General features: G+C 43.8%; 16 protein-coding genes and 1 tRNA gene. 7 read left to right on the top strand and 10 right to left on the bottom strand.

Annotated features, from left to right (window positions below; translation table 11 throughout):
* Positions 1–293: 293 nt before the first annotated feature.
* Positions 294–761, bottom strand: a complete 468-nt coding sequence (locus tag ACYRYG_RS12155) for a nucleoside deaminase (protein ID WP_293416399.1) — start codon at positions 759–761, stop codon at positions 294–296.
* Positions 762–972: 211 nt separating this feature from the next.
* Here ACYRYG_RS12155 and ACYRYG_RS12150 point away from each other — a divergent pair, with 211 nt between their 5' ends.
* From ACYRYG_RS12150 to ACYRYG_RS12125, 6 genes are all read left to right on the top strand, one after another.
* Complete coding sequence (locus ACYRYG_RS12150) at positions 973–4392, top strand: DEAD/DEAH box helicase (protein ID WP_460198283.1); 3420 nt, start codon at positions 973–975, stop codon at positions 4390–4392.
* Positions 4393–4567: 175 nt separating this feature from the next.
* Entirely contained in the window at positions 4568–5149 is a 582-nt protein-coding gene (locus tag ACYRYG_RS12145; protein ID WP_293430998.1) for an outer membrane beta-barrel protein, read from the top strand.
* A 182-nt stretch (positions 5150–5331) separates the two neighbouring features.
* The gene (locus ACYRYG_RS12140) at positions 5332–5910 is read left to right on the top strand and encodes a porin family protein (protein WP_293424242.1); all 579 of its coding nucleotides are present in this window, start codon (positions 5332–5334) and stop codon (positions 5908–5910) included.
* 461 nt (positions 5911–6371) lie between these two features.
* Positions 6372–6839: a transcription elongation factor GreA gene (greA, locus tag ACYRYG_RS12135; protein WP_293424244.1), complete on the top strand. Its 468-nt coding sequence runs from the start codon at positions 6372–6374 to the stop codon at positions 6837–6839.
* Between the two features lie 70 nt (positions 6840–6909).
* Complete coding sequence (locus ACYRYG_RS12130; protein WP_293424246.1) at positions 6910–7329, top strand: HIT family protein; 420 nt, start codon at positions 6910–6912, stop codon at positions 7327–7329.
* 373 nt (positions 7330–7702) lie between these two features.
* Complete coding sequence (locus ACYRYG_RS12125; RefSeq protein WP_460198282.1) at positions 7703–8821, top strand: lactonase family protein; 1119 nt, start codon at positions 7703–7705, stop codon at positions 8819–8821.
* 146 nt (positions 8822–8967) lie between these two features.
* Here ACYRYG_RS12125 and ACYRYG_RS12120 read toward each other — a convergent pair whose 3' ends face one another.
* Complete coding sequence (locus ACYRYG_RS12120; protein ID WP_293424248.1) at positions 8968–10059, bottom strand: mannose-1-phosphate guanylyltransferase; 1092 nt, start codon at positions 10057–10059, stop codon at positions 8968–8970.
* A 151-nt stretch (positions 10060–10210) separates the two neighbouring features.
* Here ACYRYG_RS12120 and ACYRYG_RS12115 point away from each other — a divergent pair.
* Positions 10211–10292: transfer RNA gene (locus tag ACYRYG_RS12115), tRNA-Leu, on the top strand.
* A gap of 340 nt (positions 10293–10632) precedes the next feature.
* On the opposite strand, the gene ACYRYG_RS12110 is transcribed toward ACYRYG_RS12115, so the two are convergent.
* The 8 genes from ACYRYG_RS12110 to ACYRYG_RS12075 form a co-directional block, all read right to left on the bottom strand.
* Entirely contained in the window at positions 10633–10791 is a 159-nt protein-coding gene (locus ACYRYG_RS12110; RefSeq protein ID WP_460198281.1) for a hypothetical protein, read from the bottom strand.
* 344 nt (positions 10792–11135) lie between these two features.
* Entirely contained in the window at positions 11136–14489 is a 3354-nt protein-coding gene (locus tag ACYRYG_RS12105) for a DEAD/DEAH box helicase (protein ID WP_460198280.1), read from the bottom strand.
* The gene (locus tag ACYRYG_RS12100; RefSeq protein ID WP_460198279.1) at positions 14486–16543 is read right to left on the bottom strand and encodes an Eco57I restriction-modification methylase domain-containing protein; all 2058 of its coding nucleotides are present in this window, start codon (positions 16541–16543) and stop codon (positions 14486–14488) included. Before ACYRYG_RS12100 ends, ACYRYG_RS12105 begins: the two co-directional genes overlap by 4 nt.
* 309 nt (positions 16544–16852) lie before the next feature.
* Complete coding sequence (locus ACYRYG_RS12095; RefSeq protein WP_293427311.1) at positions 16853–17488, bottom strand: PP2C family protein-serine/threonine phosphatase; 636 nt, start codon at positions 17486–17488, stop codon at positions 16853–16855.
* Positions 17475–18359 (bottom strand): hypothetical protein, encoded by an 885-nt coding sequence (locus ACYRYG_RS12090; protein ID WP_460198278.1) that lies wholly within the window; start codon positions 18357–18359, stop codon positions 17475–17477. The genes ACYRYG_RS12095 and ACYRYG_RS12090 overlap by 14 nt, the downstream gene beginning before the upstream one ends.
* Positions 18340–19332: a type IV toxin-antitoxin system AbiEi family antitoxin gene (locus ACYRYG_RS12085; RefSeq protein ID WP_460198277.1), complete on the bottom strand. Its 993-nt coding sequence runs from the start codon at positions 19330–19332 to the stop codon at positions 18340–18342. The genes ACYRYG_RS12090 and ACYRYG_RS12085 overlap by 20 nt, the downstream gene beginning before the upstream one ends.
* A 199-nt stretch (positions 19333–19531) precedes the next feature.
* A complete protein-coding gene (locus ACYRYG_RS12080; protein WP_460198276.1) occupies positions 19532–20944 on the bottom strand; it encodes an undecaprenyl-phosphate glucose phosphotransferase in 1413 nt (470 codons plus the stop codon).
* A 282-nt stretch (positions 20945–21226) separates the two neighbouring features.
* Positions 21227–21949: a hypothetical protein gene (locus ACYRYG_RS12075; protein ID WP_460198275.1), complete on the bottom strand. Its 723-nt coding sequence runs from the start codon at positions 21947–21949 to the stop codon at positions 21227–21229.
* Between the last annotated feature and the right edge of the window lie 105 nt (positions 21950–22054).

Here is a 22054-nt window from a genome sequence, read left to right as displayed (position 1 = left end):
AAAGTAAGCAGAAAAGTAAGTTTTCAGAAATCACAAAGCATTTATTATAAATAAGTTATGAAGAATATATACTTATTGAAAGTAAGTTTTCAGACCCTTAAATAAGTCATAAATTAGGACAAATAAAGACATTTATTCACTTTAGTAATTATACTCTGCGTAAAAACAAATCATCAACAAAGGAAATGAAGGAAAAGAACTCAATTGTTTATGACAAAGCCCAAAGCATATACCTATACCCCTCTGCATTTAACCAACAGAACAGGTATAGGTATAAAAAAACGAAACAGCATTTAATATTCTGTCTTCTTCGTATCCTTTTCCCACAGATCAAAGGCCTTCTTAGCTTCATCCGGCAGAAGGAGTTGCATTTTCTTATGACGGTCTTCGGGCTTTAAGGCAATCTCCTTATAGATAAAATCATCATCAAAACCTATACGGGCAGCATCCCTGCGGTTATTACCATAATAAATGGTATCCAGATGTGCCCAGTAGATCGCCCCCAGACACATCGGACAAGGTTCACAGGAAGTATATATGTCACAACCAGAAAGTTCAAAAGTGCCCAGCCGCTTCGCTGCCTTGCGGATGGCATTCACTTCAGCATGGGCCGTAGGGTCATTATCAAGGGTAACACTGTTGGAGGCCTCTGCGATGATCTCGCCCTCCCTGGCAATAACTGCTCCGAAAGGACCACCACCATTTTTCACGCTATCTTCCGAGAGAGCAATGGCTCTCCTCATCAATTCTTCTTTTTTCATACCTGCAAAGATAAAACTTTTATATGAATCTCTACCCTTTTCAAGATAAAAATCGACAGCATCCAGGATTATTATATCCACGGAAAGATAGGCTTATCCTCTTTGATGAATGACTTGCTCTTTATGATGATGCCGGTTCCTGAAGGAAATTCCTCTGCCTGAGCTCTTTCTTTTTCTTGGAATATTAATGTTTTTAGTTATCTTTGCATCTATGATAGAAAAGGATATGACCTCAAGAGAACTGTTCAGCCGTGCTGCAGGCATCCTAAAAGCGGGAATACCGCCAAAGGAGCAAAACCAACTGATGCACGACACGCTGGTGCTGTGCTGTCACGAAGGGACCCGGAACTCCGGCCATGCTTTTGGTAACCTGTTCTCACAAGTTGACTATTTATGCAACAAACTCCACCTTCATCTACCAGACAAGATCGCCGTTCAGACCATGCGCCGTCATTCCAATTCCAGCAAACCGCTGTCAAAAGAGGAGTTGCAGGAAGACATGCGTGCTCTCTGTCTTTTTATCTCTGCAATCTTCTGCTGTGATATACCTTCCGAGATCAATGCCCTCATTCCACAAGTAAGCCGCCGCCAGTTGCAGTCGGGCTTTATCAACAATCACTATATCCGTTGCATCGTCCAGTCCGTAGAGGATGACGGCATCCATGTAAGCATTGACCAGGATAATGCTCCCGGACAAGCAGTCATCACCTGCCTGGAAGAGCAGCGAGGCATTGACCACCGTTACCTGAAGGGCCTCGTCCATAAAGGGACCCAACTGAATCTCCTGGATAATCAGATAGATGGTAAGTTTATCCACCCTACATTGACTGTCCTGGAACCTGATTTCTTAGTTGACATCAGTACCATTGCAAGTTGCTTCACCGAATACGGACACCATCCTCTCCTCTATCTGTTGAATCAGATGCGGCCGAGAGCCAACTCTCAGGCTATCCTTTTAGGAGATCTGGCCGGATCCATCCTTGATGATGTCATCAACTCAAAAGGGAATTATAACTTGACAAATACCATTCGGAGCAATTACCAGGAGAAAGCGTTGGAGTATTCTTGCTGTAACGGTTTTAATCCGACGAGATTTTATCATGATGCCATCAACCAGGCCCAGAACATCCAACAGGGAGTACGACAACTTTTTACCGGCAGGGATGCTTTTGACAAGTCCAAAGCCATCCTTGAACCTTCATTCATCTGCGAGGCGCTGGGACTGGAAGGCCGTATCGACTTGATGACTACAGATCTCAAACTCCTGATCGAGCAGAAATCCGGACGGAACATGAATATTGAAAGGCACCAGCCTGACCCCGTCCACCATGGTTTCCCTCTGGAGAATCACTGGATACAACTCCTCCTGTATTATGGTGTCCTGCATTATAATTTCCACATTAATGATTCTCATACGGATATCCGACTCTTTTATTCCAAATATCCTCCTCAGGACGGGCTGATGAGCGTAGTCGATTATCATACCCTTTTCCGCGAAGCCATAAAATACAGGAATCAAGTGGTGGCTCAGAATTTCAATATTGCCCAGAATGGTGTTGGCAGCCAAGTAGTGACCCTATCTCCGGAAACACTCAATGTGAATCATAACCAAGGATCCTTCTACCATCAATACCTCAGGCCGCAAATAGCCTTGATGACAGATCCCTTTGATCAGTTGACCGGACTGGAAAGCGACTATTTCAACAGAATGCTTACCTTTGTCCTCCGCGAGCAAGTTGTCTCCAAGGTCGGAGCTCAGGAAGGACTCGGCAATTCCTCCAGCGACCTATGGAATATGCCTCTGGCAGAGAAAAAAGATACGGGAAATATCTATACTGATTTGCACCTTATTAAAAAAGAGAAAAGTTCTTCTTTCAACGGCTATGATACCCTGACCTTATCCGTTCCACGGCAAGGTACTTACTTTCTGCCTAATTTCCGTACCGGAGACATGATTTACCTCTACGGCTATCCGAAAGACCAGATCCCCGATGTCCGCAACAGAGTCCTGCTTAAGGGGACCATCCAGGAGATCACGTCCGGTCAACTGGTCATCCACCTGAACGACGGACAGCAAAATCCGAATCTGTTCCACTCTGAAGTATATGCTGTCGAGCATGGCGCGAGCGATGCCGGCACCGGATCAGCGCTACGCAATCTGCACCGTTTCATCTCTTCCCCTAAACCCATACGGGACCTGCTTCTCGGACAGCGGGAACCGGAAAAGAATTCTTCACTCAAATTGTCCGGACACTATGATGACGCACTGGATCCCATTCTGGAAAAAGCCAGACAGGCCCGGGACTACTTCCTCCTCCTCGGACCACCGGGAACAGGAAAGACCTCACGGGCTTTGCAATATATGGTCAGGGAGGCCCTGGCAACCCCTGGGCAGTCAGTACTGCTGATGGCCTATACGAACAGGGCCGTAGATGAAATCTGCAATATGCTTCTGGAAAACAAAATCGATTTTCTCAGGATCGGAAGTCCTTATTCCTGTGACCAGAGGTTCCAGCCTTACCTCATCAGTAATATGGCTGAGCATTATCCGAAACTGGCCCGTCTCAAGGATAAGATACAGAACACACCTATTATTGTCGGTACTACATCAATGGTATCCTCACGTGAATGCCTTTTTGACTTGAAATCGTTCGACCTGGCCATTGTTGACGAGGCCTCTCAGATCCTTGAGCCGAATATCATCGGACTGCTCACAAGGGTAAAAAAATTCATTCTGATCGGTGACCATAAACAATTACCCGCCGTAGTGCAACAGGAAGAAAAAGATTCAAAAGTTTCCCAGAAAGATCTCAACGACATCGGACTGACCGACTGCCGTAATTCTCTTTTCGAGCGATTGATCTGCTGGGAAAGGAAACAAGGACGGGAACATGATTTTATCGGTATACTGGACCATCAGGGACGTATGCACCCCGCAGTTGCCGAATTTCCGGGAAAAATGTTCTATGCTCGTGAACGGATCCAGCCGGTACCATTGCCTCACCAGGAAGAAAGGAACCTCTATCCACAGAAGGTAAAAGAAATATATGACAATGCTTCTCCCCTGGACCATCTGCTCCTCAACCATCGGGTGATCTTCATACCCAGCAGATTCTGTAAGGCGAACGGAGTATCCGACAAGGTAAACTCTTCTGAGGCTGCCATCACAGCACAATGCCTGCAGCGCATATATACCTATACACAAGAGACTTTCAAAGCCACGGAAGACAAGCATAGCAGGTTTAACGCTGCCTACACCGCCGGTGTTATCGTGCCTTACCGGAACCAGATCGCCATGGTCCGGCAAGAAATAGAGAAATTACATTGCCCGGAGCTCCTTGGCATCTCCATTGATACTGTCGAGAGGTATCAGGGCAGCCAGCGCGATTATATCATCTATTCATTCACCGTACAAAGTTTCTTCCAACTCGAATTTCTCACCGCAAGCTGCTTCCAGGAAGCAGGGATGATGATTGACAGAAAACTCAATGTCGCTTTGACCAGGGCAAGGAAACAGATCATCCTGACTGGAAATCCAAAATTGCTTGCCTTCAATCCAACATTTAAGAAGCTTATGGATTATTGCAAGGGACAAAACGGCTATCTCTCATTAGAGTCTGATAATCGGTGAATACGCATGCAATCCTTGCCGGTGCCATAGGGAAATCCCATCTCCTATTAGGGAAATGCCGATGTTTTATAGGAAAATGCCATATTGTAATACCTGATAAAGTGGTAAATTTGCAATAGACATAAACGGAAAGACTTTCCTGAATGACAAATAAACAAACCAATTATATAAAAATATGAAAAGAATGATTCTTATGGCAGTTATTCTGCTATCCACAGTGGGAGCATTTGCTCAGCATCGGAGTTATTACAGGCGGTATGCCCATTACCGGAAACCAGCAAGCACCTTTACCCTTAAACCGGTAATCGGTCTGAACGTAGCCTCCTTGACCAACGTAGGAGCCGATTCAAGAGTGGGAATGGCACTGGGATTGGAAGGAGAGGTAAGCACAAACCGGAATATCGGCATCAGCTTCGGTGCTATCTACTCGGCACAGGGTGCCAAATGGAACAATGATGGATTCTCCTCCGTCACCAAACTCGACTATATTAATGTGCCAGTATTGGCCAACTTCTATGTAGCTCCTGGTTTTGCCTTAAAGGTAGGGCTCCAGCCTGGATTCCTGGTAGATGATCATGGAACGAGTGCAAATAGTGTAGACTTGTCGATCCCTATCGGAATTTCCTATCAGTATGACGACTTTGTCATCGATGGCCGTTATAACTGGGGAATAACCAATGTCTACGATAGTCCTCAGAATGACAGTCCACGCAACAGCGTATTCCAATTCACGGTAGGTTATAAATTCCACCTCTAAAGGGGATGTACTGACAGCCTTTTCCTCCTTCTTGAGGAAAGGCCAAAGTTTAAAATAGGTAAAACCCTAAAAGTTTTAGGGGGAAACCTCTTGGCCGTTCAGAAAGAAAGACTTATCTTTGCCGCACAAATTAGAAAAACCCAAAAGGGGAAAAGAGTTTTGAACTTTAAAATTAAGGTAAAATGAAAAAGATGATTCTTATGGCAGCAGTTCTGCTGTCTTCAATGGGTGCCTTTGCACAAGCTCCTGCAGGAACTTTCACCCTTCAGCCAAAAGTAGGTGTTAATGTTTCCACACTGACCAATCTTGATGCTAATTCCAAAGCAGGTTTTGTAGGGGGTGTGGAAGGGCAATATCAATTCGATGACCTGTTCGGACTCAGCTTGGGTGTAAACTACTCCCAGCAAGGTGCTAAATGGGACATCAGCAACAACACTTCCTATTCTCAGAAACTGGACTACATCAATCTTCCTATCCTGGCCAACGTCTATGTCGTAAAAGGTCTCGCCGTGAAAGTTGGTGTTCAACCCGGATTCTTAGTTGACAAGCATAACAGTCCTTATGACCCCAAGACCGTTGACCTGTCCATCCCTGTAGGCCTCTCCTACGAGTATGACAACTTCGTCCTGGATGCACGGTACAACTGGGGAGTAACCAAAGTTTCTGACGGAATGCCTGAATGGAAAAACGACAAGGTGGAAAACAATAATTCCCGAAACAGTGTATTCCAGTTCACGCTCGGTTATAAGTTTAATCTGTAATCGGACAAGACACTTTTGAATATCTACAGCGATGCCTCTTCTGATGAGAGGCATCGTTTTTTTTATGCCCTCACCGATATGATCTATCATCTTATGATATAAAGACAAGTATTGCGATCTTCATGTTTTCCTTCAGACACAAAAAAAGGGACTCCGCTGAGTCCCAACCTTTTGTTAACCTTAAATCTAATACTATGAAAAACACGTTACAAAGATAAGAAAAAAGACACCGGCTTCCATCTGTTTACATCATAAATATCATAAATGATTTATTTTATTGAGTTAAATCAATTTTATCCTAAACATTTGGCAGTCTCGAAAAGATTTCCTAACTTTGCAAAAAGAAGACTATAGTAGAGACAGAAGGGATATTGAATTCCGACATCACCAACGCGATGTCGGAATTCAATGTTTTTTTACCCTACTTGAATAAACATTTATCAACCAAAAACGAAGAAATTATGGCTTACATGTCACAAGAAGGCTACGATAAGCTCGTAGCTCAGCTCCATGAGCTTCAAACAGTAGAGCGCCCCAAGGCATCTGCAGCCGTTGGTGAAGCCGCCGATAAGGGCGATCTAAGTGAAAATTCAGAGTATGATGCAGCTAAAGAGGCACAGGCACACCTTGAAGCTAAGATCAACCAGATGAAAATGGAAGTAGCCGAGGCAAAAATCGTTGATACCTCCAAGTTGAAAACCGATGTTGTCCAGATCCTCTCCACCGTAGAAATGACAAATCTGACGAACAACCGGAAAATGAAATACACACTTGTCAGTGAGAGCGAGGCAAATCTCAGAGAGGGCAAGATCTCAATTAAGACCCCTATTGCAAAAGGGCTCCTGAACAAGAAAGTAGGTGATGTAGCAGAAATCAAAATCCCCCGTGGCACGATTCACTTGAGAATCGATAAGATCTCTATCGGCTGAAAGACAGCAGCAAGCCTCTTGCTGCCGGTATCTGCCGCCACTTCTTCGATCATCATAAAAAGTTAATGATATGAGTACATTATTCAGTAAAATTGCAGCCGGAGAAATTCCGAGTTATAAATGTGCCGAGGATGAGAAATTCTACGCTTTCCTTGACATCAACCCTGTAGCGGTCGGGCATACGCTGGTGATCCCTCGCAAAGAAACAGACTATCTATTCGATATGGACGACTGGGAACTGGCTGAATTTGAAGTCTTTGCCAAGAAAGTAGCCCATGCCTTGAGGGCTGCCTATCCATGTAAGAAAGTTGCGGAAATTGTCCTGGGACTGGAAGTACCACACGCACACATTCAATTGATCCCTCTCAACAAGGAAGCCGACATTAATATGAGCAAGAAAATCAAACTCACGGAGGATCAGTTCAAGGAAATTTCCAATAATATCTATACTGAGTTCAAGAAACAGAACCCACATTCTTTTGACCGTTAGGCGAAAACCTTTTGAAAAAGGTGAAGACAATCCTCGTTTTTCTGCAAAAAAACGGGGATTGCTTTTATATCCCGGCCGCTCTTTCGCTCCTTTATTTATCCTGGATAACTGTGCGCATGAAGATTTCAAATATACTCTTTTATGACCATAATGGTGCATTCTGACAGTTACCAGCGATGACTATGACCATAATCCGAACACGACGTATCCATCATCGAAAGAAACGGCCGCCTGTCTGACACGGGATACAGATGCTGAAAGCGAGCAAGCCAAAATACCTCAAAAAAGGGCTCTTTTTCAGATTTTAACCGTACCTTTGTACTTCTGAAAGGATCATTTTACTCTCCAGTAATATTCAAAAAATATTTTATCCATGAGAAGAATTCTATTATTGAGCGTACTGTTATTAGGCAGCACCATCATCATGAATGGAAAGGCCATTGTGAAAGGCAACAGTACGAATGACCTGACTATGGTCATCGGTACCTATACAGGTGGAGGCAGTAAAGGCATATACACCTATCGGCTGGATCAGAACACCGGGAAAGCAATCCCTCTCTCGTCAGTTTCCGTTTCCAATCCTTCTTATCTGATCCCTTCCAGCAATGGAAAATTCATTTATGCCGTAAGTGAGATGCCAGACTCCACGGCTGCCTTGACGGCTTATGCGCTGAATAAAAGTAATGGGCACCTAAAGCGGATTAACCGGCAACTGACCCACGGAGAAGACCCATGTTATGTGTCAACCAACGGGCATGAGGTGCTCACAGCAAATTATACAGGAGGCAGCATGTCTGTATTCCCCATACGAGAAGACGGTGGCCTGGGGCCTGTGGCCATCCAGTTTTATGGACATCTCGGTGGTCCGGATACCACACGTCAGAACAAGCCACATATCCATTGCGTCCGGTTCAGCCCCGATGGGAAATATCTATTTGCTACCGATTTCAGTGCAGACCAGATCCTGAGATTCCATCTGCCCGGCGGAAAGATTATCCCCCAGCTCCTGGATCATCCTGTAGCCGTTGACGCAAATTCAGGGCCGAGACATCTGATCTTCAGCCGGGACGGGAAATTTGCCTATCTGATCAGTGAACTCTCCGGAAACGTCACGGTATTCCGCTATACTGACGACAACTTGACACGTCTTCAGGTAGTGACCGCTGACACCCATCATGCCCGCGGAAGCGCTGACATACATATCAGTCCGGACGGCAAATTCCTTTATGCCAGCAACCGTTTGAAAAACGATGGCATTGCAATATTCTCAAGGAACCCAGAGAACGGACTACTCACTCGTATAGGATACCAGAGAACGGGAATCCACCCTCGCAATTTCAATATTACGCCAAATGGCAGATTCCTTCTCGTTGCCTGCCGGGACAGTAATGAGATACAAATATATACGAGGAACCCGCACACCGGACTGCTTACGGATACCCGCCAGAAGATCCTGCTCAGCAAACCCGTATGTGTTCAGTTTGTCAAATAAGACAAATGGGCACCCTTTATTGCAAACAGGGTCGTCAGCAATCAACTGACGGCCCCGTTTGCAATCCACATGATGGCAGACTATACCTGTAGAAGAACTTCCCGCCGGCAGGCACAGCCTATGACAGTTGATTCAGGAAACAGGTTTCAAATATACTGATCCCCCCTTTTCATCTGCACTTCATTAACGTACTTTCTGATCAAAGCAGAGGAATCTTCCTTCTTACAGATGAACAACACATTGTTTTTCTCAGCTATGATAAAGCCATCAAGACCATTCAATACAGCCATTCTCCCTTTAGGCAACTTGATGATATTCTCATGGCAGTCCTCCATCATCACGTCAGAATCAACGACCACATTATCCTCCTTGCTTTTCTGCATAAACTCATAGATGCTATGCCATGTGCCTAAATCAGCCCAGCCGAAATCACACTTCTTCACATAAACATTATCCGGCTTCTCCAGGAATCCTGTATCAATAGCAACATTAGGATAAAAGGAAAAGTGCTCCTTAATATAAGCATTTTCTTCTGAAATACTCACATTCTGATTATTCCGCTCAAGATCCTGGAACACACTAGGCAACAGCTTTGACAGACTGTTCCGTAAAGCATGCAGATTCGCCAGGAACATCCCGGTGTTCCAATACCATTCACCACTATTCATGAACAATTTTGCAAAAGAACGTTCCGGCTTCTCGATAAAGGTATGAACCTTATAAAAGCCATGATCATCAGAGCTGTCCCCAATCTGAATATATCCATATCCCGGCTCGGGCCGAGTAGGCTTGATCCCCATCGTCAACAGACAATCCTTATCAGCGACAAATTGCAAGCCCTCCATCACATTCTTATGGAAGGCCTCTTCATTGATAATGGTCTGGTCAGAAGGCATAATGATCAGATTAGCATGAGGATCAATACGGCCTATACGGCAACAGGCCCACGCCACGCTGGGTGCCGTATTCCGGTTGATCGGCTCAGCCAGCAGGTTCTCATCTAAAAGATCCGGCAACTGCTCCTTGACCATTTTAACATATTGTTCATTCGTATTTACATAAATATGATCCGGGCTGATAAATTTCGCCATCCGGTCATAAGTCTGTTGAAGTTGTGTTCTCCCTGTACCAAAGAAATCGAGAAACTGTTTAGGTTGCTGTTCACGGCTACAAGGCCACAAACGCTTGCCCCTGCCACCTGCCAGTATCACGCAATAATTCTCATCGGTTTTAGCCATGATTTAAAACATCTTTATAATTATCCTTAATTAGCAGGGTAAAGATAAGAAGAAAAAAGGGAACGTACAAAAAAATTAAGAAATTTAATTTAAATGTTTGCAAATTCCGAAAAAAGCACTACCTTTGCAGCCAATAAGAATCATGCATTATGCCCAGATGGCGGAATTGGTAGACGCGCTGGTCTCAAACACCAGTGAAGCAATTCGTGCCGGTTCGACCCCGGCTCTGGGTACAAATAAGCTCTGCAAGTACTTGATATTCAATACTTGCAGAGTTTTTGTTTTATTTTTGAGAAACATTTGAGAAACAAATTCGATATTCTGATTGGCAATAGCAATATATCGGTACCATGTGTATGAATTGTAAATAGTAATTTTTTTGAACCTTATAAGTAGTTGGTAAAGACTGCTTTTCTCTCCTTATATTCCACCAGAAACAAAAAAAGGAATGAAACTCAAATCTCATTCCTCCTTTCTACAATTAAACCGATCGATCCTACACGATGATTCTTTCATTATTGTCAGTGCACGCATTGACTTTTTAGAAAGTCCTTTCAATACCGGCTGTCTCCTTTAAATATTTGAAAGGTCATATCCTTTGATTTCATTATGATTGACCATATCCTCACGGGGCTTCACATAAGTGCATTTCAGGCTCTCTCCCAAGACAGAAACCCGGTCAGGGTCTTCACTTGGATATAGAAGGTAATCGTAAAGGTGAAAGAACTTCATGAAAGACACACTATAACTTTAAGAGATATTCATGAAAGCTTAAAAAGCCAGTGATGTTAAGGCAAAACCATCCTGTCCTTCAGTAGGCTTCGTCACACATAGCACGCAGGACGTTCATCGGCAATCTCTATGACAAGGTGCAAGACCCCAATCTGATTGGATCAATGACCGGTCACGTCGAAGGGTCGAAGGCTTTCGCGCGTTATCGTAATATTGACGACGATCTTAAAAAGGAAGTTATTCACAGGATAGACTGAAGCTGGCTGATAGTAACTTCCTATTTCTTAAATGACGTCCCCGTAACCAGTCTTCTTTTTATGTGTTAGAAACTGTCTATTCTTGATTCAACCAAAAATTTTATCCACAAGTTCTGTCAACTTTCCTTCTTTTGCTGCCGGAAGGGCATCAGCCTGACGGAGATGATGGTCGGCCTCAGTGATCTTGATGTTGTCGTCAAAGCCGAGAATGTACCGTGTGGCGATGCGGTAGATGCATTCGGTAGGGGCCAGTCCATAGACCTGATCCTTGAAGATATGACGTAAACGAGTCTCGGAATCAGGGTAGACACGCCGCAGACCATCACTGTTGTAGAGCCGCTTCACAATCTCGGTGATATACAGGCCTGACTTCATGTAAAGGTCGGCAAAGGTCTTATTAGGGTCGTCGAAGCAACCAGGATTCTCTTGTTCCAGTAAGTCCACCATCTTCTTCACCACTCTCTTCGGCGTAAAGATCTGATTAGTCTTCTGTGGCGGGATGTAGTCGAAGATGTCCTCTGTCATCTTTGGATCGAGATAATTGGCCAACTTATGGCGCTTTGCCATGAACTCACGCACGGAATCGTTGAACACCGCCTCATCGAAGAAGTGGCCTGGACTGTGCTCCCTGGCATTTGTCTTCTCGTTATAGAAATCGCCGCCATCTCGCAGCAAATGAAATTGTTCCTTTGTCACGCTCGTCACCTCCAAAAAGACATTGTCGGGGATGTCATTGTCGAAATTCTCCAGCGTCGTCGTATTGTCGTTACCATAGCCCATAAGGAATGATGGAATCGTTCGCGAAAAACCGCGCAGATGGTCACGCACCTGCTCGTTGGTGTCACTCTTCTTGTTATCTATTCGCTGTTGTTCCTGCGTGTCGGCAATGATATTTGCCCCATGTTCAACCAAATCCTTTGTCTTTTCTTGCAGGGATTCCTTCAACTTCTTGTCTATCGCATTCTTCTGGTCCAGTGCCTTCCGGCGTATGTCGTCCTGCTGTTGTGAGGTCTTTCCCAGACAGTCCTTCTTACATTGATGTTCAATGTTCTTCTTTTCAATTTCTGCGTTGTAGCAGGTCGAACCGAGTTGTTCCCTCACGACTTTCTTGATTCTGATAATCGCTTTGCCTTGGTTACGCTTTGAAAGGCTGATATCCTGTTTTTCCGTCGCCTTGTTGACAGGGTTAAGCAGCATATCCGTGAGATGGCTGCTCACGTCGTCAATCATCTTTTCCTCTGCACTTTTTCCGCTACGCTGTTTCTCCTCGTTGTGCTTCTGGATAGTCTCTTCCACAAAGTCGTTCAGATCTTCTCCGGTTTCGTCATAGATCTTATCGCCGAAGAGGTCTTCCTGCAAGGCCTTTACCTTGTCAGCATCTGTCTGAGTGTTGCCGTCCTTGTCCATGCTGTGGGACAGTTCCTCAACATCGTTCATGTTCACATCATTGTTTTTCGGTGCCTTCACAGGAGAAAACTTGTTAATGATGTCGATTACAGCCGAGGAACAGCCGTATACATTGGCAATATTGGCAAAGAGGAAGTTACTCATGAATCCACTGCGAACCACCTCCTTTGACCGTATCTTTCGGGGAATGAGCATCACCTGTTCGGCATCCAACGGCATCATCTCACCGTTCTCGTCCTCGCCGATGACGGGAAAGAAGTTCAGCAGCTCCTTGATGTGACGCTTGCGGGTGTCAGTATCACCATTGCCTGCCACCGTGTCGGCAGAGAGACCATTGGCCATCTCCTCATAATTGGTCAGCGTGCGTGCGGGGTCGAAGTCGAACACGTATGCATTCTCCTTGCGGTGATATTTTCTGTCATCGCCTTTATACAAATAAGGTGTCTGTGCGCGAAAGGCTGCCTGCATATACTGTGCAGGGCTCTTTATATTACTTAGTATCAGTACAGCCGTCCACTCGGGGATGGTAACACCCGTAGTGAGTTGTCCCACGGAAAGCGTGATGGTGCCCTGTGGATGAAGCCTGATCGCCGACCGCACACGGCGCAGTGAGTTGTCGTCTTCTATCACCTCGTCATCATCAGTCTTGCCATCGCCGGCAGCCACTATAATTTCGAAATTGGAAAATTCAGGATGACGCTGGGTGTCGCGCAGTTTCTCAGCGAGTTTCTTAGCTGAGTCCACTCGGTTGAGTAGCCAGAAGGTATGGCGCAGCTCGGCGCGCAACTCCGGCGTGGAGAACGGATAGCGCTCCTGTTGCGTCAAGGCATCAAGCCATTTGTCCACTGCTTCATCATGGACAAAGTGGTCGCGGTCCACACGGAAAAACTCGTTCAAATCAAAGGCATAGGCTTCCTGGTTACCGTCTATCTCTACGCCTTGTTGTACCTTGTCGATCACGATGTCGCTCATGCGATAGGTATACATGTTCAATCGGGGCATGACAGAGTACGGATTGGTACCGCGGCTCTCGTCCCAGTTTTCCTTTGCCTTGCACTCATCGGCATAGGTCCAGTTGAAGATGGCATCAGGAGGAAACTTCTCATTAGCCAGTGCCTTGAAGGGCGTACCGCTGAGGTGGAGCGTGTGCTTCCGCTTGATCTGGTCAAAAGCTACGTCAGTCTTATAGGTGTCCACACCCTCGTGGGCCTCGTCGATCACAAGCAGGTCCCAGGTGAGCTGTGCCACCTCGGCGAGCTTGTCATAATTGCCGCCGAAATGAATAGAACCTTTCAAGTCCTGCAGACTCACAAACTCTATGCAGTTCTTTACGCCATCCGGTTGATTGATGCTTGCCAGATATTGCTCACGGGTCAGACAAGGATCCTTACGCTCAAGGAGAGCCGGCATACGGCTTACGAAGAGATAGTGGCTTTGCCCCACGAACTTCGTATAATCATCATACCAAGAGTCGGCAATGGCGGGACGATTGGTCACCACGAGTATATTCTTAAACTTCATGCGCAAACAGAGGTCATATACGGCGAGTGTCTTGCCGAAACGTGGCTTGGCGTTCCAGAGGTATTCCGTTTGTGGCTGATTTATGAAACTCTTTTCTGTCTGTTCCACAGCCTGCTCCTGACAGTCATACAACTGATAGTTCATAGTCGGCTTGCCCTTTACCACGCCGTGGTTCTGCCTGAAATCATAGAATAACGACTTTGCTTCGTTACTGTTGATGTGGAACCATTCTGTGTGGTCATCCCGCTCAATACCCTTTTTCTCAAGGAAAGCATGGAAGTCAGTGTCATGGAAAGTCTTGGTGGAACTCTCGTACACGGCGTTCCCACTCCATTCGAGGTGCCATGCTACGCCAACGGTATGGCATTGCTCTTTTATCCGGTCTTCCACGCTCAGTTTCTCCGTGTAGCCAATCTTCACCCATCCTTTATGGTCTGCTATCTGTGGCGTGATGTAAGCATAAATCTGTGGAAGAGCTATATGGGTGGTTTGTATGTTCGGCGTTCTCATCATTCCATCTCCTTTACGTGAGTCTCAATAAAATTGCGCTCGTCCTCTGTCAGTCCGTATTTATCGTAGAGTTGCAAGTCTATCTCATGAATACTCTTCGACCAGTCAATGTCAGAGGATGAAGTAAAGTCTTGAAGGGGAACATACTTCCAAGTTGGTTTTGCATTATTTTGAGTAACTTTTAGAACACCAAGCATAGTTCTTGCAAACTTGGTTTTCAAATATTTTACTTCTACTTCAGCTTCATTTTTCGAATTAGTTTCGCCTATTGAAATATATGTTTCAGTGAATCCTATACCAGGATCAATCATAACTGGCTTTCCCATTATTCTTGCAGGTACAGGGTTCCCAACTGTACCTGCTGCACCATCTGCCTTAGAAACCAGTACTTTGTATTTATCTAGATTTTCCACATAATCTACATAATCTTTTCTAAACCATCTAAATGTTCTTTGATTTCTGACATTACCATAAATTCTGATATACTCGTGTCTATCATCTGGTTTTTCAGGAGTAAACAATTTGTACATTCTTTCAAACGAACTTGGTGCAATTCGTTTATCAGCGGTCTTTCGCATTTCATCAGGCTGTTCTTTATATGCCAAATCTGAGTATTTATAGAGCCCTCTGTTTGTTACAGCATCAACAATGGTATTTGTTGATACGTGTGTAACCTTTCTTAAAATAGAATTCAATTCAGGAAAGGCGGTAAATACTCTAATTGCTCCATAATTCTTACAACGGTTATGGTATGTAACAACTATTCCACCGTTAATAGATGTACTTGGAAATATCTTTGATGCATTAGGCTCATAAGTTAAAACCTTGAAATGTGGATCTTGTAGCATTTGTGTATTCCATTCTTTAGGAGTACCTCCCGCGTTAAAAAGGAATCTTGCAGGAGAAATTAATTCTGCTTTATCTGAAACTTTAAATGCTGCATCGTAAAAATAGTGATAAATGGGTGCATCATTTGCATTCGCTCCATTTGATTCTTGTTGGTACGGTGGATTTCCTATTACAAAGTCGAATTTCATAGGCCATTTAGTTTTATGATGAGTTTTATATTTCTTAGTGATAAAGTCAAGGTAAAGACAATCGAAATAGTCGGGTTGTTCATTGTCTGAGGGCAGCCAACGGCGCAGGTGGCAGCGGAGTCCATTGTGCAACTGTATGTCGTCTTTCTCACAACCAAGACAAGGCGTTACTGTGGTTGTGCCATTGCCAAAAAGGTCGGTCTCGATATGTTTATCTTCATGACACGAGCCAGGCACGACACCCTTTAGTCCGTCCATCTGCCAAAGATTCCATGATATGATGTCAACGGCTTTGAACATCGTTTGGTCGTTCGGTTTCTGTCCGAAATGTTGTCCATAATAGTCGCAGAACGTGGCAAGCAATGCCATACGCGCCAACAGCAGGTTGTCACCCTGCCACTCGTAGCCATAGACACTGCCCAGGGCCAGCAAAGCCCAACGCGTCCAGCTGTCGTCGGTGCAGTTCTCATTGACGACACGCAGCTTGCGGTCAAGAATGCCGATACGGTTGGTAATAGGAATGGCTTCGCCCGATACCGTGTCATAGCGCGAGGCAAGGAACGGGGCTTCACCACAGGTAATCTCCAGTCGCGTGGCAAGCACATAGTCTTGCCACGACTTCCCTTTCGGCATGGCAATCATATCGGTAACTGACTGCCAGAAATGGTTGGCGCACAGATTATTGAACACGTCTGACCGGCCAAACCATTCTTCGTCAATGGCATTGTTCATCTTGTTCACCAACCATGAGGGCGTGAACACCTCAGCCATCAGCCTTGCCCGCTTTTGCTGCTCATCGCGGGCCTTCATTGATCGTGGCCTAATTATATCCTCATGATGACCCGTGATAGTCTGTGATGTGATGGCATCGTGCCAATGATAGCCCTCACCCAGATCAGCATAACTGTCCGTCGCCCAAAAGATATTCTTTTGGGTAGTGTGGTCAACAAGGAGGCCTTCAAGCAGCCCTGGATTGTTTTTCATGAGCTTATCCTCAAGAATATCTATCGGTTCTGGCATACATTTGCAAACTTACAAAAAAATATCGAATAAGGATACAAGGGCATAGTGAAAAGTCTTCCTTTCCGTATCAATGATTTCGTTTCACATAGCTTTGTCTATGCTAATCGATTAAGTTTCATTTTATCATGGCATCTTCTGGTCTTGCTTAGTCCCGAATGCGAGGTAAGAGAGAACGAAATTCTCTTTCCCCTCAAGTTACTTGCCGGAATTCTACTGAAGAATATAAACCTTGAAGTAATGACATCATTCGATGTTAATTGTCACAACTCACTGTAAAATACCAGTGTCCTTTTACATGATTTCACCTCAAATATTAACCTGGATTAGTGAAACATCGTCATCGAGATTGACGATTGCCTCCTTCATCTCGGTTATGGATTTATTGCTTAGCATGGATTCTGCAATATTGTAGAAACCATCGGTGCAGAAGAATACTTTGTTATTACGAAATAGTTTAGCAACTCTTACTGGTATATCTTCACGTAAACCTGTGCCTTTTATGCATCTGGTAACTCGCGTGTGACCATAACCCACATCTAATATATGGTCAGAAGTTAATATCGAAAGTCCATTATCATTCTTAAGGTAGATGCGCACATTCCCCTGCCATGTATAGAACATCTGGTAATCAGAAACAATTGCTAATGCTATTGTTGTACCCATTGGGCATTTGTACTCTGCAAGTCCTTTTGTTGCAATCACATTGTCAGCTGTTTTTAGAGCATCCTTCAACATTCTTGTTTCAGAATGAATGCCTTTGTAGTTGTTGACAACATATTCTACAGCGGCTTCACATGCTAAGCGTGCGGCTATATCACCATAAGGTAATCCTCCCATTCCATCGGCTAGGGCAATGACATAACCATTAATACCTATATTCCTATACAGAAGATAATCTTCATTGGTATCTGAACTTCCGATGGAAAAATCACTTATCTTCATTTCTTTCCTCAATTTCTTTGTTTAGAATATCGTATATATTTGTCCAAATACTCAAACTGACATCATAGGCATCATCCTTTTCATCACCATATAATTTGATGAAGTCTTTTATAAGGTCGCTTTCAGTTTTTTTATCAAGTTCTGTTTTTATCATATCAGAGTAATCTGCAAGGTGTTCATCGCTCAGCATGTGCTTGATTTCGCTTGCTAGCCATTGAGAGCTCCAAATGATTTCCTTATCTCCTTCCAGGGTTACGTCATCAGGAATTTCATCGCTATCAAGTACTTTGGAGACATAATATTTTTCAAGAATGAAAAACATATCATCGGCATCTTTATGATTTTTGGTGTGTCTGTCCATGTAGGAATCCAACTTAATAAAGAACTGCCCTGCCAATGTCGCGATGTTTACGTCAAACGAGTTGTTGATAGATACCGCAATAGAATGGTCCATTACATCAGTAAAGCATTTGACTGACATCTCCAACTCATATTCGGGAGGCCAAACTAAGGTTTCATTCTCTCCGGCAATATCACCAAAGGGAACAATATCTACCTCGTAATCATTATTATGATCTTCTCCTTCGTAATAGAATTTTTGGTTAGCAGGAGCCTTTCTGAAGTGGTTCTTTTGAAGAATTTCGCTGAGATTATCAAATTGCGACCAATCAGACAAGGCAATAGCCACATCAAGATCTCTTGTTTTGCGTCTTGAAGGATACTCATCAAGCAACTTCATCATGATATCTCTGGCCGTAGCACCCACCACATAGAGTTTCAGCCCTATGCTTGAGACGCAACCGCTAAGAGCCTTGAGAGTCTCATATAAGGCATCATTCTCCAGTTCTTCTTTACTTAGACTTTTTTTCATCATTGATGATTCTTTTTGCAGCTTCAAGACAGCGGCTGTCTGTCGTTCCCATTAAATCTGCATAGATTAATATTTTCGGGACCATATTACTTTCCGTTACTCCTATCCAGAATTTCTTGTAAACAAGAATGTCGCCATCAGAAGAGGGTAACATCTTTGCCGTTCTAATCAAATCAACGCTATCTCCATCCGTGTAGATCGTTAGTATCTCTGGAGTTAGGTATCCATCAATAAGATTGGCACCGCTTTCGCCGCCCCAATAAGAGTTTTTTGGTAATTTTATATCCTGCCAATTTCGTCTAAGTTCAGGACTTCCAAGTTTCATCTTCTTCAAGAACAATTTTGGTTTTAAAGACTGGTTATATGTCACTTGCCATTCATTAAGTAATTTTCTCCAATCCATCAGAACCCTTCCTTTAGGAGTTTTTATAATATGATGGTGTCGAATCATATCCTCAATAACATTTTTAATGGTTCCAAGAGAGTAGCCAGTTTCTTCTGCAATTTTTCTATATGTTTTTCCTATATTTGCCTTGTCTAGAAGGAAATAGAAAATAAGTTTTATCGCAGATTCACTGAACACTTTCGTTTCAGCCTCCTTGGGCTTGTCCTGTTTCTGTCCTGTAATGTATATATATAATGGCGGAATATTGATATAGCAGTTGCCGGCAGTGTCCATTACATTAAATCCTTCCCCAACAAATTTCATCATTAGTTGAGGGGAAATATAACCAGCAATCAATAGTACAGGTGCAGAACCATCGTTTTTTATCTTTTGTAACTGGAGAATCACCTGGTTAAAGTTAGCCTTAGTTACAAAGCTTTTAATTTCGCCGGACATTTTTATGTCACCAATGTTGATGTCCACATCGTGATTCCCATTATTAGCAGGTTTCACGGTAATGTCATTACGTCGCGTTAAACTCTTTAAATTCGCAGCGGCTTCTAAAGATAATTTCCTTTCATTTACCATGTCTGTTCATTTTTAAATGCCTGTTCATGAATTTATGAACACTGCAAATATAGTGAACATTTTCATAATCAACAAACTTTTTGTTCAAAAATTGATACTTGTTCATGAATTTATGAACATGACTAAAAGTGTGAACACGCTGGTTTTTGATCTTTTTTGTAAAAATATGTATAATGCCAAGGCTAGACATCCCATCCCGTCAGTAGGCCCCATCATTCTTTCCAGAGATCACATCCCAGATTGTCAGCCAGATAATCTTCATATCCAGGAGAAACGACCAGTTCTCGATATACCAGATATCCTTCTTCACCCTTTCCTCCATCTGCCACAGTTCATGCGTCTCCCCACGACATCCCGTCACCTGCGCCCAGCCGGTGATCCCCGGTTTCACGAAATGGCGCACCATATATTTGGAAATAAGTTGGGAGTACACTTCCGTATGCCTGAGCATGTGCGGCCGGGGCCCTACGATTGACATCGTACCTGTAAGAACATTCCAGAACTGCGGCAGTTCATCGATATTCGTATGCCGCATGAAATTACCGAACTTCGTCTTTCTCGGATCATCCTTTGTCGCCTGGACACTGTCCGCCTCATCATTCACCTTCATACTGCGAAATTTATAGCACCAGAATTCCCTGCCGTCCAGACCGGTCCGCTTCTGTTTGAAAAATACCGGGCCCGGCATTGTCAATTTGATAATCGCGCCTACGATCAGATAGATCCACGGAAAGAAGAACACCAGGAATATCACTGACACTACTATATCAAACACACGCTTGAAAAGTTTATTACCCGGACGGTTCAGCGGAATCTCACTGATATACAGCACCGGCACATCACCATAGAGTGCCATATTCATCTTCCGTTTCAGATAATTACGCACGTTTGGCACACTGTAGAACAGTGTCACATGGTGCGTACAACATTCCATCAGCTGCCGGATCTCATCCGCCCTTGCCGAGGACAGGCTGCAGTACACGGCAGAGATACTGCCGTGATAATTATCCATCCATGAATTCACCTCTGATACTCTTCCGAGGTAAGGAATCCCTTCCAGGAAGTCATCCTTAGGAGCATCGGCGAAATAGCCTTTCAAAAGATAGCCGTATGACACGTCATACCGCATCGCCGCATACAGGTCCTCGAGGCTGGGGCTCTGGCCCACGAACAGCACCTCATGCCACAGTCCTTTCCGCTTACGATAGCGCAACAACAGCCTGCGGCCCAGCAGGTGGCCCATACAGAGCAGCATGAAGAACAAGGCGTAATATACCAGCCAGTACCGCCACTTCAGGAGGAATACGCAGTGCAGGAAGAATAAAAAGCACAGAGACATGACCAGGAAGAAGGCCCAGATCCTGATCACCCTGCCGATCACGAACAGCCTTGTAGACTGGCGCAGATGGAAAACCGGCGGAAAGAAATGAATGCTGATCAGATAAGCAAAACAGATCGCCAGCCAGAAACTCTTGATCCTTGCAAACGGAAAGCTGACGGCCTCCATAAAAACCCATGTATAAACATTCAGGAGCAACATATCCGACACCATTACTAAGCCTCTTAGCAGACTGCCGTTCCGGTTGCTCATTTCATTTACCTGAGATGACATCAATTATAAAAGTCAAAAAGTGTTTGTATCTTGTGCATGATATTGATATATTACTCAAGTTTCGGAAGTAAAAACATCAATATTCTACCAGACTGCAATTTTTTCATAGAAGTTTACCAGTTCATTTTGTCAGCCCTGTAGATGATTTTGTACATGGTTCCGTCATCAAATCCAAACTCTTTAATAGATAGCCCATTGGTAAAGTCAAGTATTCTTTAAATCGATCTTGTCAATGGGTTTTCTATGATAATTAATCTACGGATTATATTCTATAATAAGCTTTCAAGGATTAACTTTCGTACTATCACTTGAGCCGCCATTGATTGTTACACTGCCTCCTTCACCCATGCTTGTACTTTCAGTGTTTATGCTTATACCATTTTTTATAGTTGCGTCATTTACCTTGACTGTAATAGTTGTCAGCATATTGCGCTTGAAAGTAACATCTTGTGTCGCTAACGGTACGACTGCACCATCTGCTTTAGTCCATGATATTGAAACAGTTATGGTTTCACTATAATTGTCCTGCGCCCATGCACCATACACATTATCAAAAGTAAATATATCTTGCGTTGTAGTATCAGGATAGGTAATATATATATCCGGAGCTTCCGACATTGATATTTTTAATTTGCCTCCCATCAACCCTTCAGCAATGAATTTTGCTCCAAAAACAGCTCTTTTCATTGAAATAATGGCTGTTTTATTTTCAGCTGGGGTAAAGTCAGTTAGTTCACCATAATATCTGTCTATATTAGGTCTTTCGTAACTTTTAGCACCATCACTTGTAGTTGCATCTCCCCAACCTAAGTTTTCAAAATAATCGTTTGTCGAATAAGTAAATTGATTGTTTAGCGGTGCCTCACCAATACCCTGTGTAAAAAAAGGAGAAGAATAACTTCCATAAAAATTATATAACTGAAGTTTCCCATTTTTATAGAAGTCCTCAGTTAAGGGACTATCACAAGAATGACTCATCCGGCAACTTCCTATATATAAGAACATTAAACACTTACTTAAAAGGATTTAATGCCTAAGCCGCTTTCTGCATTCGGTACTTTTCGATAGCATCCGCCATGACTTTATACTCTTGTGCCATCTCTTTATCCT

It is taken from the genome of Segatella asaccharophila (genome assembly GCF_054687055.1).
The sequence above is the reverse complement of the archived record's forward strand: the minus strand, read 5'-3'. Positions and strand labels throughout refer to the sequence as shown.

Coding starts and splice junctions, on each gene's coding strand:
- ACYRYG_RS12145 (WP_293430998.1), top strand. CDS start 4,568: ATGAAAAGAATGATTCTTATGGCAGTTATTCTGCTATCCACAGTGGGA.
- ACYRYG_RS12110 (WP_460198281.1), bottom strand. CDS start 10,791: ATGAAGTTCTTTCACCTTTACGATTACCTTCTATATCCAAGTGAAGAC.
- ACYRYG_RS12100 (WP_460198279.1), bottom strand. CDS start 16,543: ATGCCAGAACCGATAGATATTCTTGAGGATAAGCTCATGAAAAACAAT.
- ACYRYG_RS12080 (WP_460198276.1), bottom strand. CDS start 20,944: ATGTCATCTCAGGTAAATGAAATGAGCAACCGGAACGGCAGTCTGCTA.
- ACYRYG_RS12150 (WP_460198283.1), top strand. CDS start 973: ATGATAGAAAAGGATATGACCTCAAGAGAACTGTTCAGCCGTGCTGCA.
- greA (WP_293424244.1), top strand. CDS start 6,372: ATGGCTTACATGTCACAAGAAGGCTACGATAAGCTCGTAGCTCAGCTC.
- ACYRYG_RS12085 (WP_460198277.1), bottom strand. CDS start 19,332: ATGGTAAATGAAAGGAAATTATCTTTAGAAGCCGCTGCGAATTTAAAG.
- ACYRYG_RS12090 (WP_460198278.1), bottom strand. CDS start 18,359: ATGAAAAAAAGTCTAAGTAAAGAAGAACTGGAGAATGATGCCTTATAT.
- ACYRYG_RS12105 (WP_460198280.1), bottom strand. CDS start 14,489: ATGATGAGAACGCCGAACATACAAACCACCCATATAGCTCTTCCACAG.
- ACYRYG_RS12075 (WP_460198275.1), bottom strand. CDS start 21,949: ATGTTCTTATATATAGGAAGTTGCCGGATGAGTCATTCTTGTGATAGT.
- ACYRYG_RS12140 (WP_293424242.1), top strand. CDS start 5,332: ATGAAAAAGATGATTCTTATGGCAGCAGTTCTGCTGTCTTCAATGGGT.
- ACYRYG_RS12120 (WP_293424248.1), bottom strand. CDS start 10,059: ATGGCTAAAACCGATGAGAATTATTGCGTGATACTGGCAGGTGGCAGG.
- ACYRYG_RS12125 (WP_460198282.1), top strand. CDS start 7,703: ATGAGAAGAATTCTATTATTGAGCGTACTGTTATTAGGCAGCACCATC.
- ACYRYG_RS12155 (WP_293416399.1), bottom strand. CDS start 761: ATGAAAAAAGAAGAATTGATGAGGAGAGCCATTGCTCTCTCGGAAGAT.
- ACYRYG_RS12130 (WP_293424246.1), top strand. CDS start 6,910: ATGAGTACATTATTCAGTAAAATTGCAGCCGGAGAAATTCCGAGTTAT.
- ACYRYG_RS12095 (WP_293427311.1), bottom strand. CDS start 17,488: ATGAAGATAAGTGATTTTTCCATCGGAAGTTCAGATACCAATGAAGAT.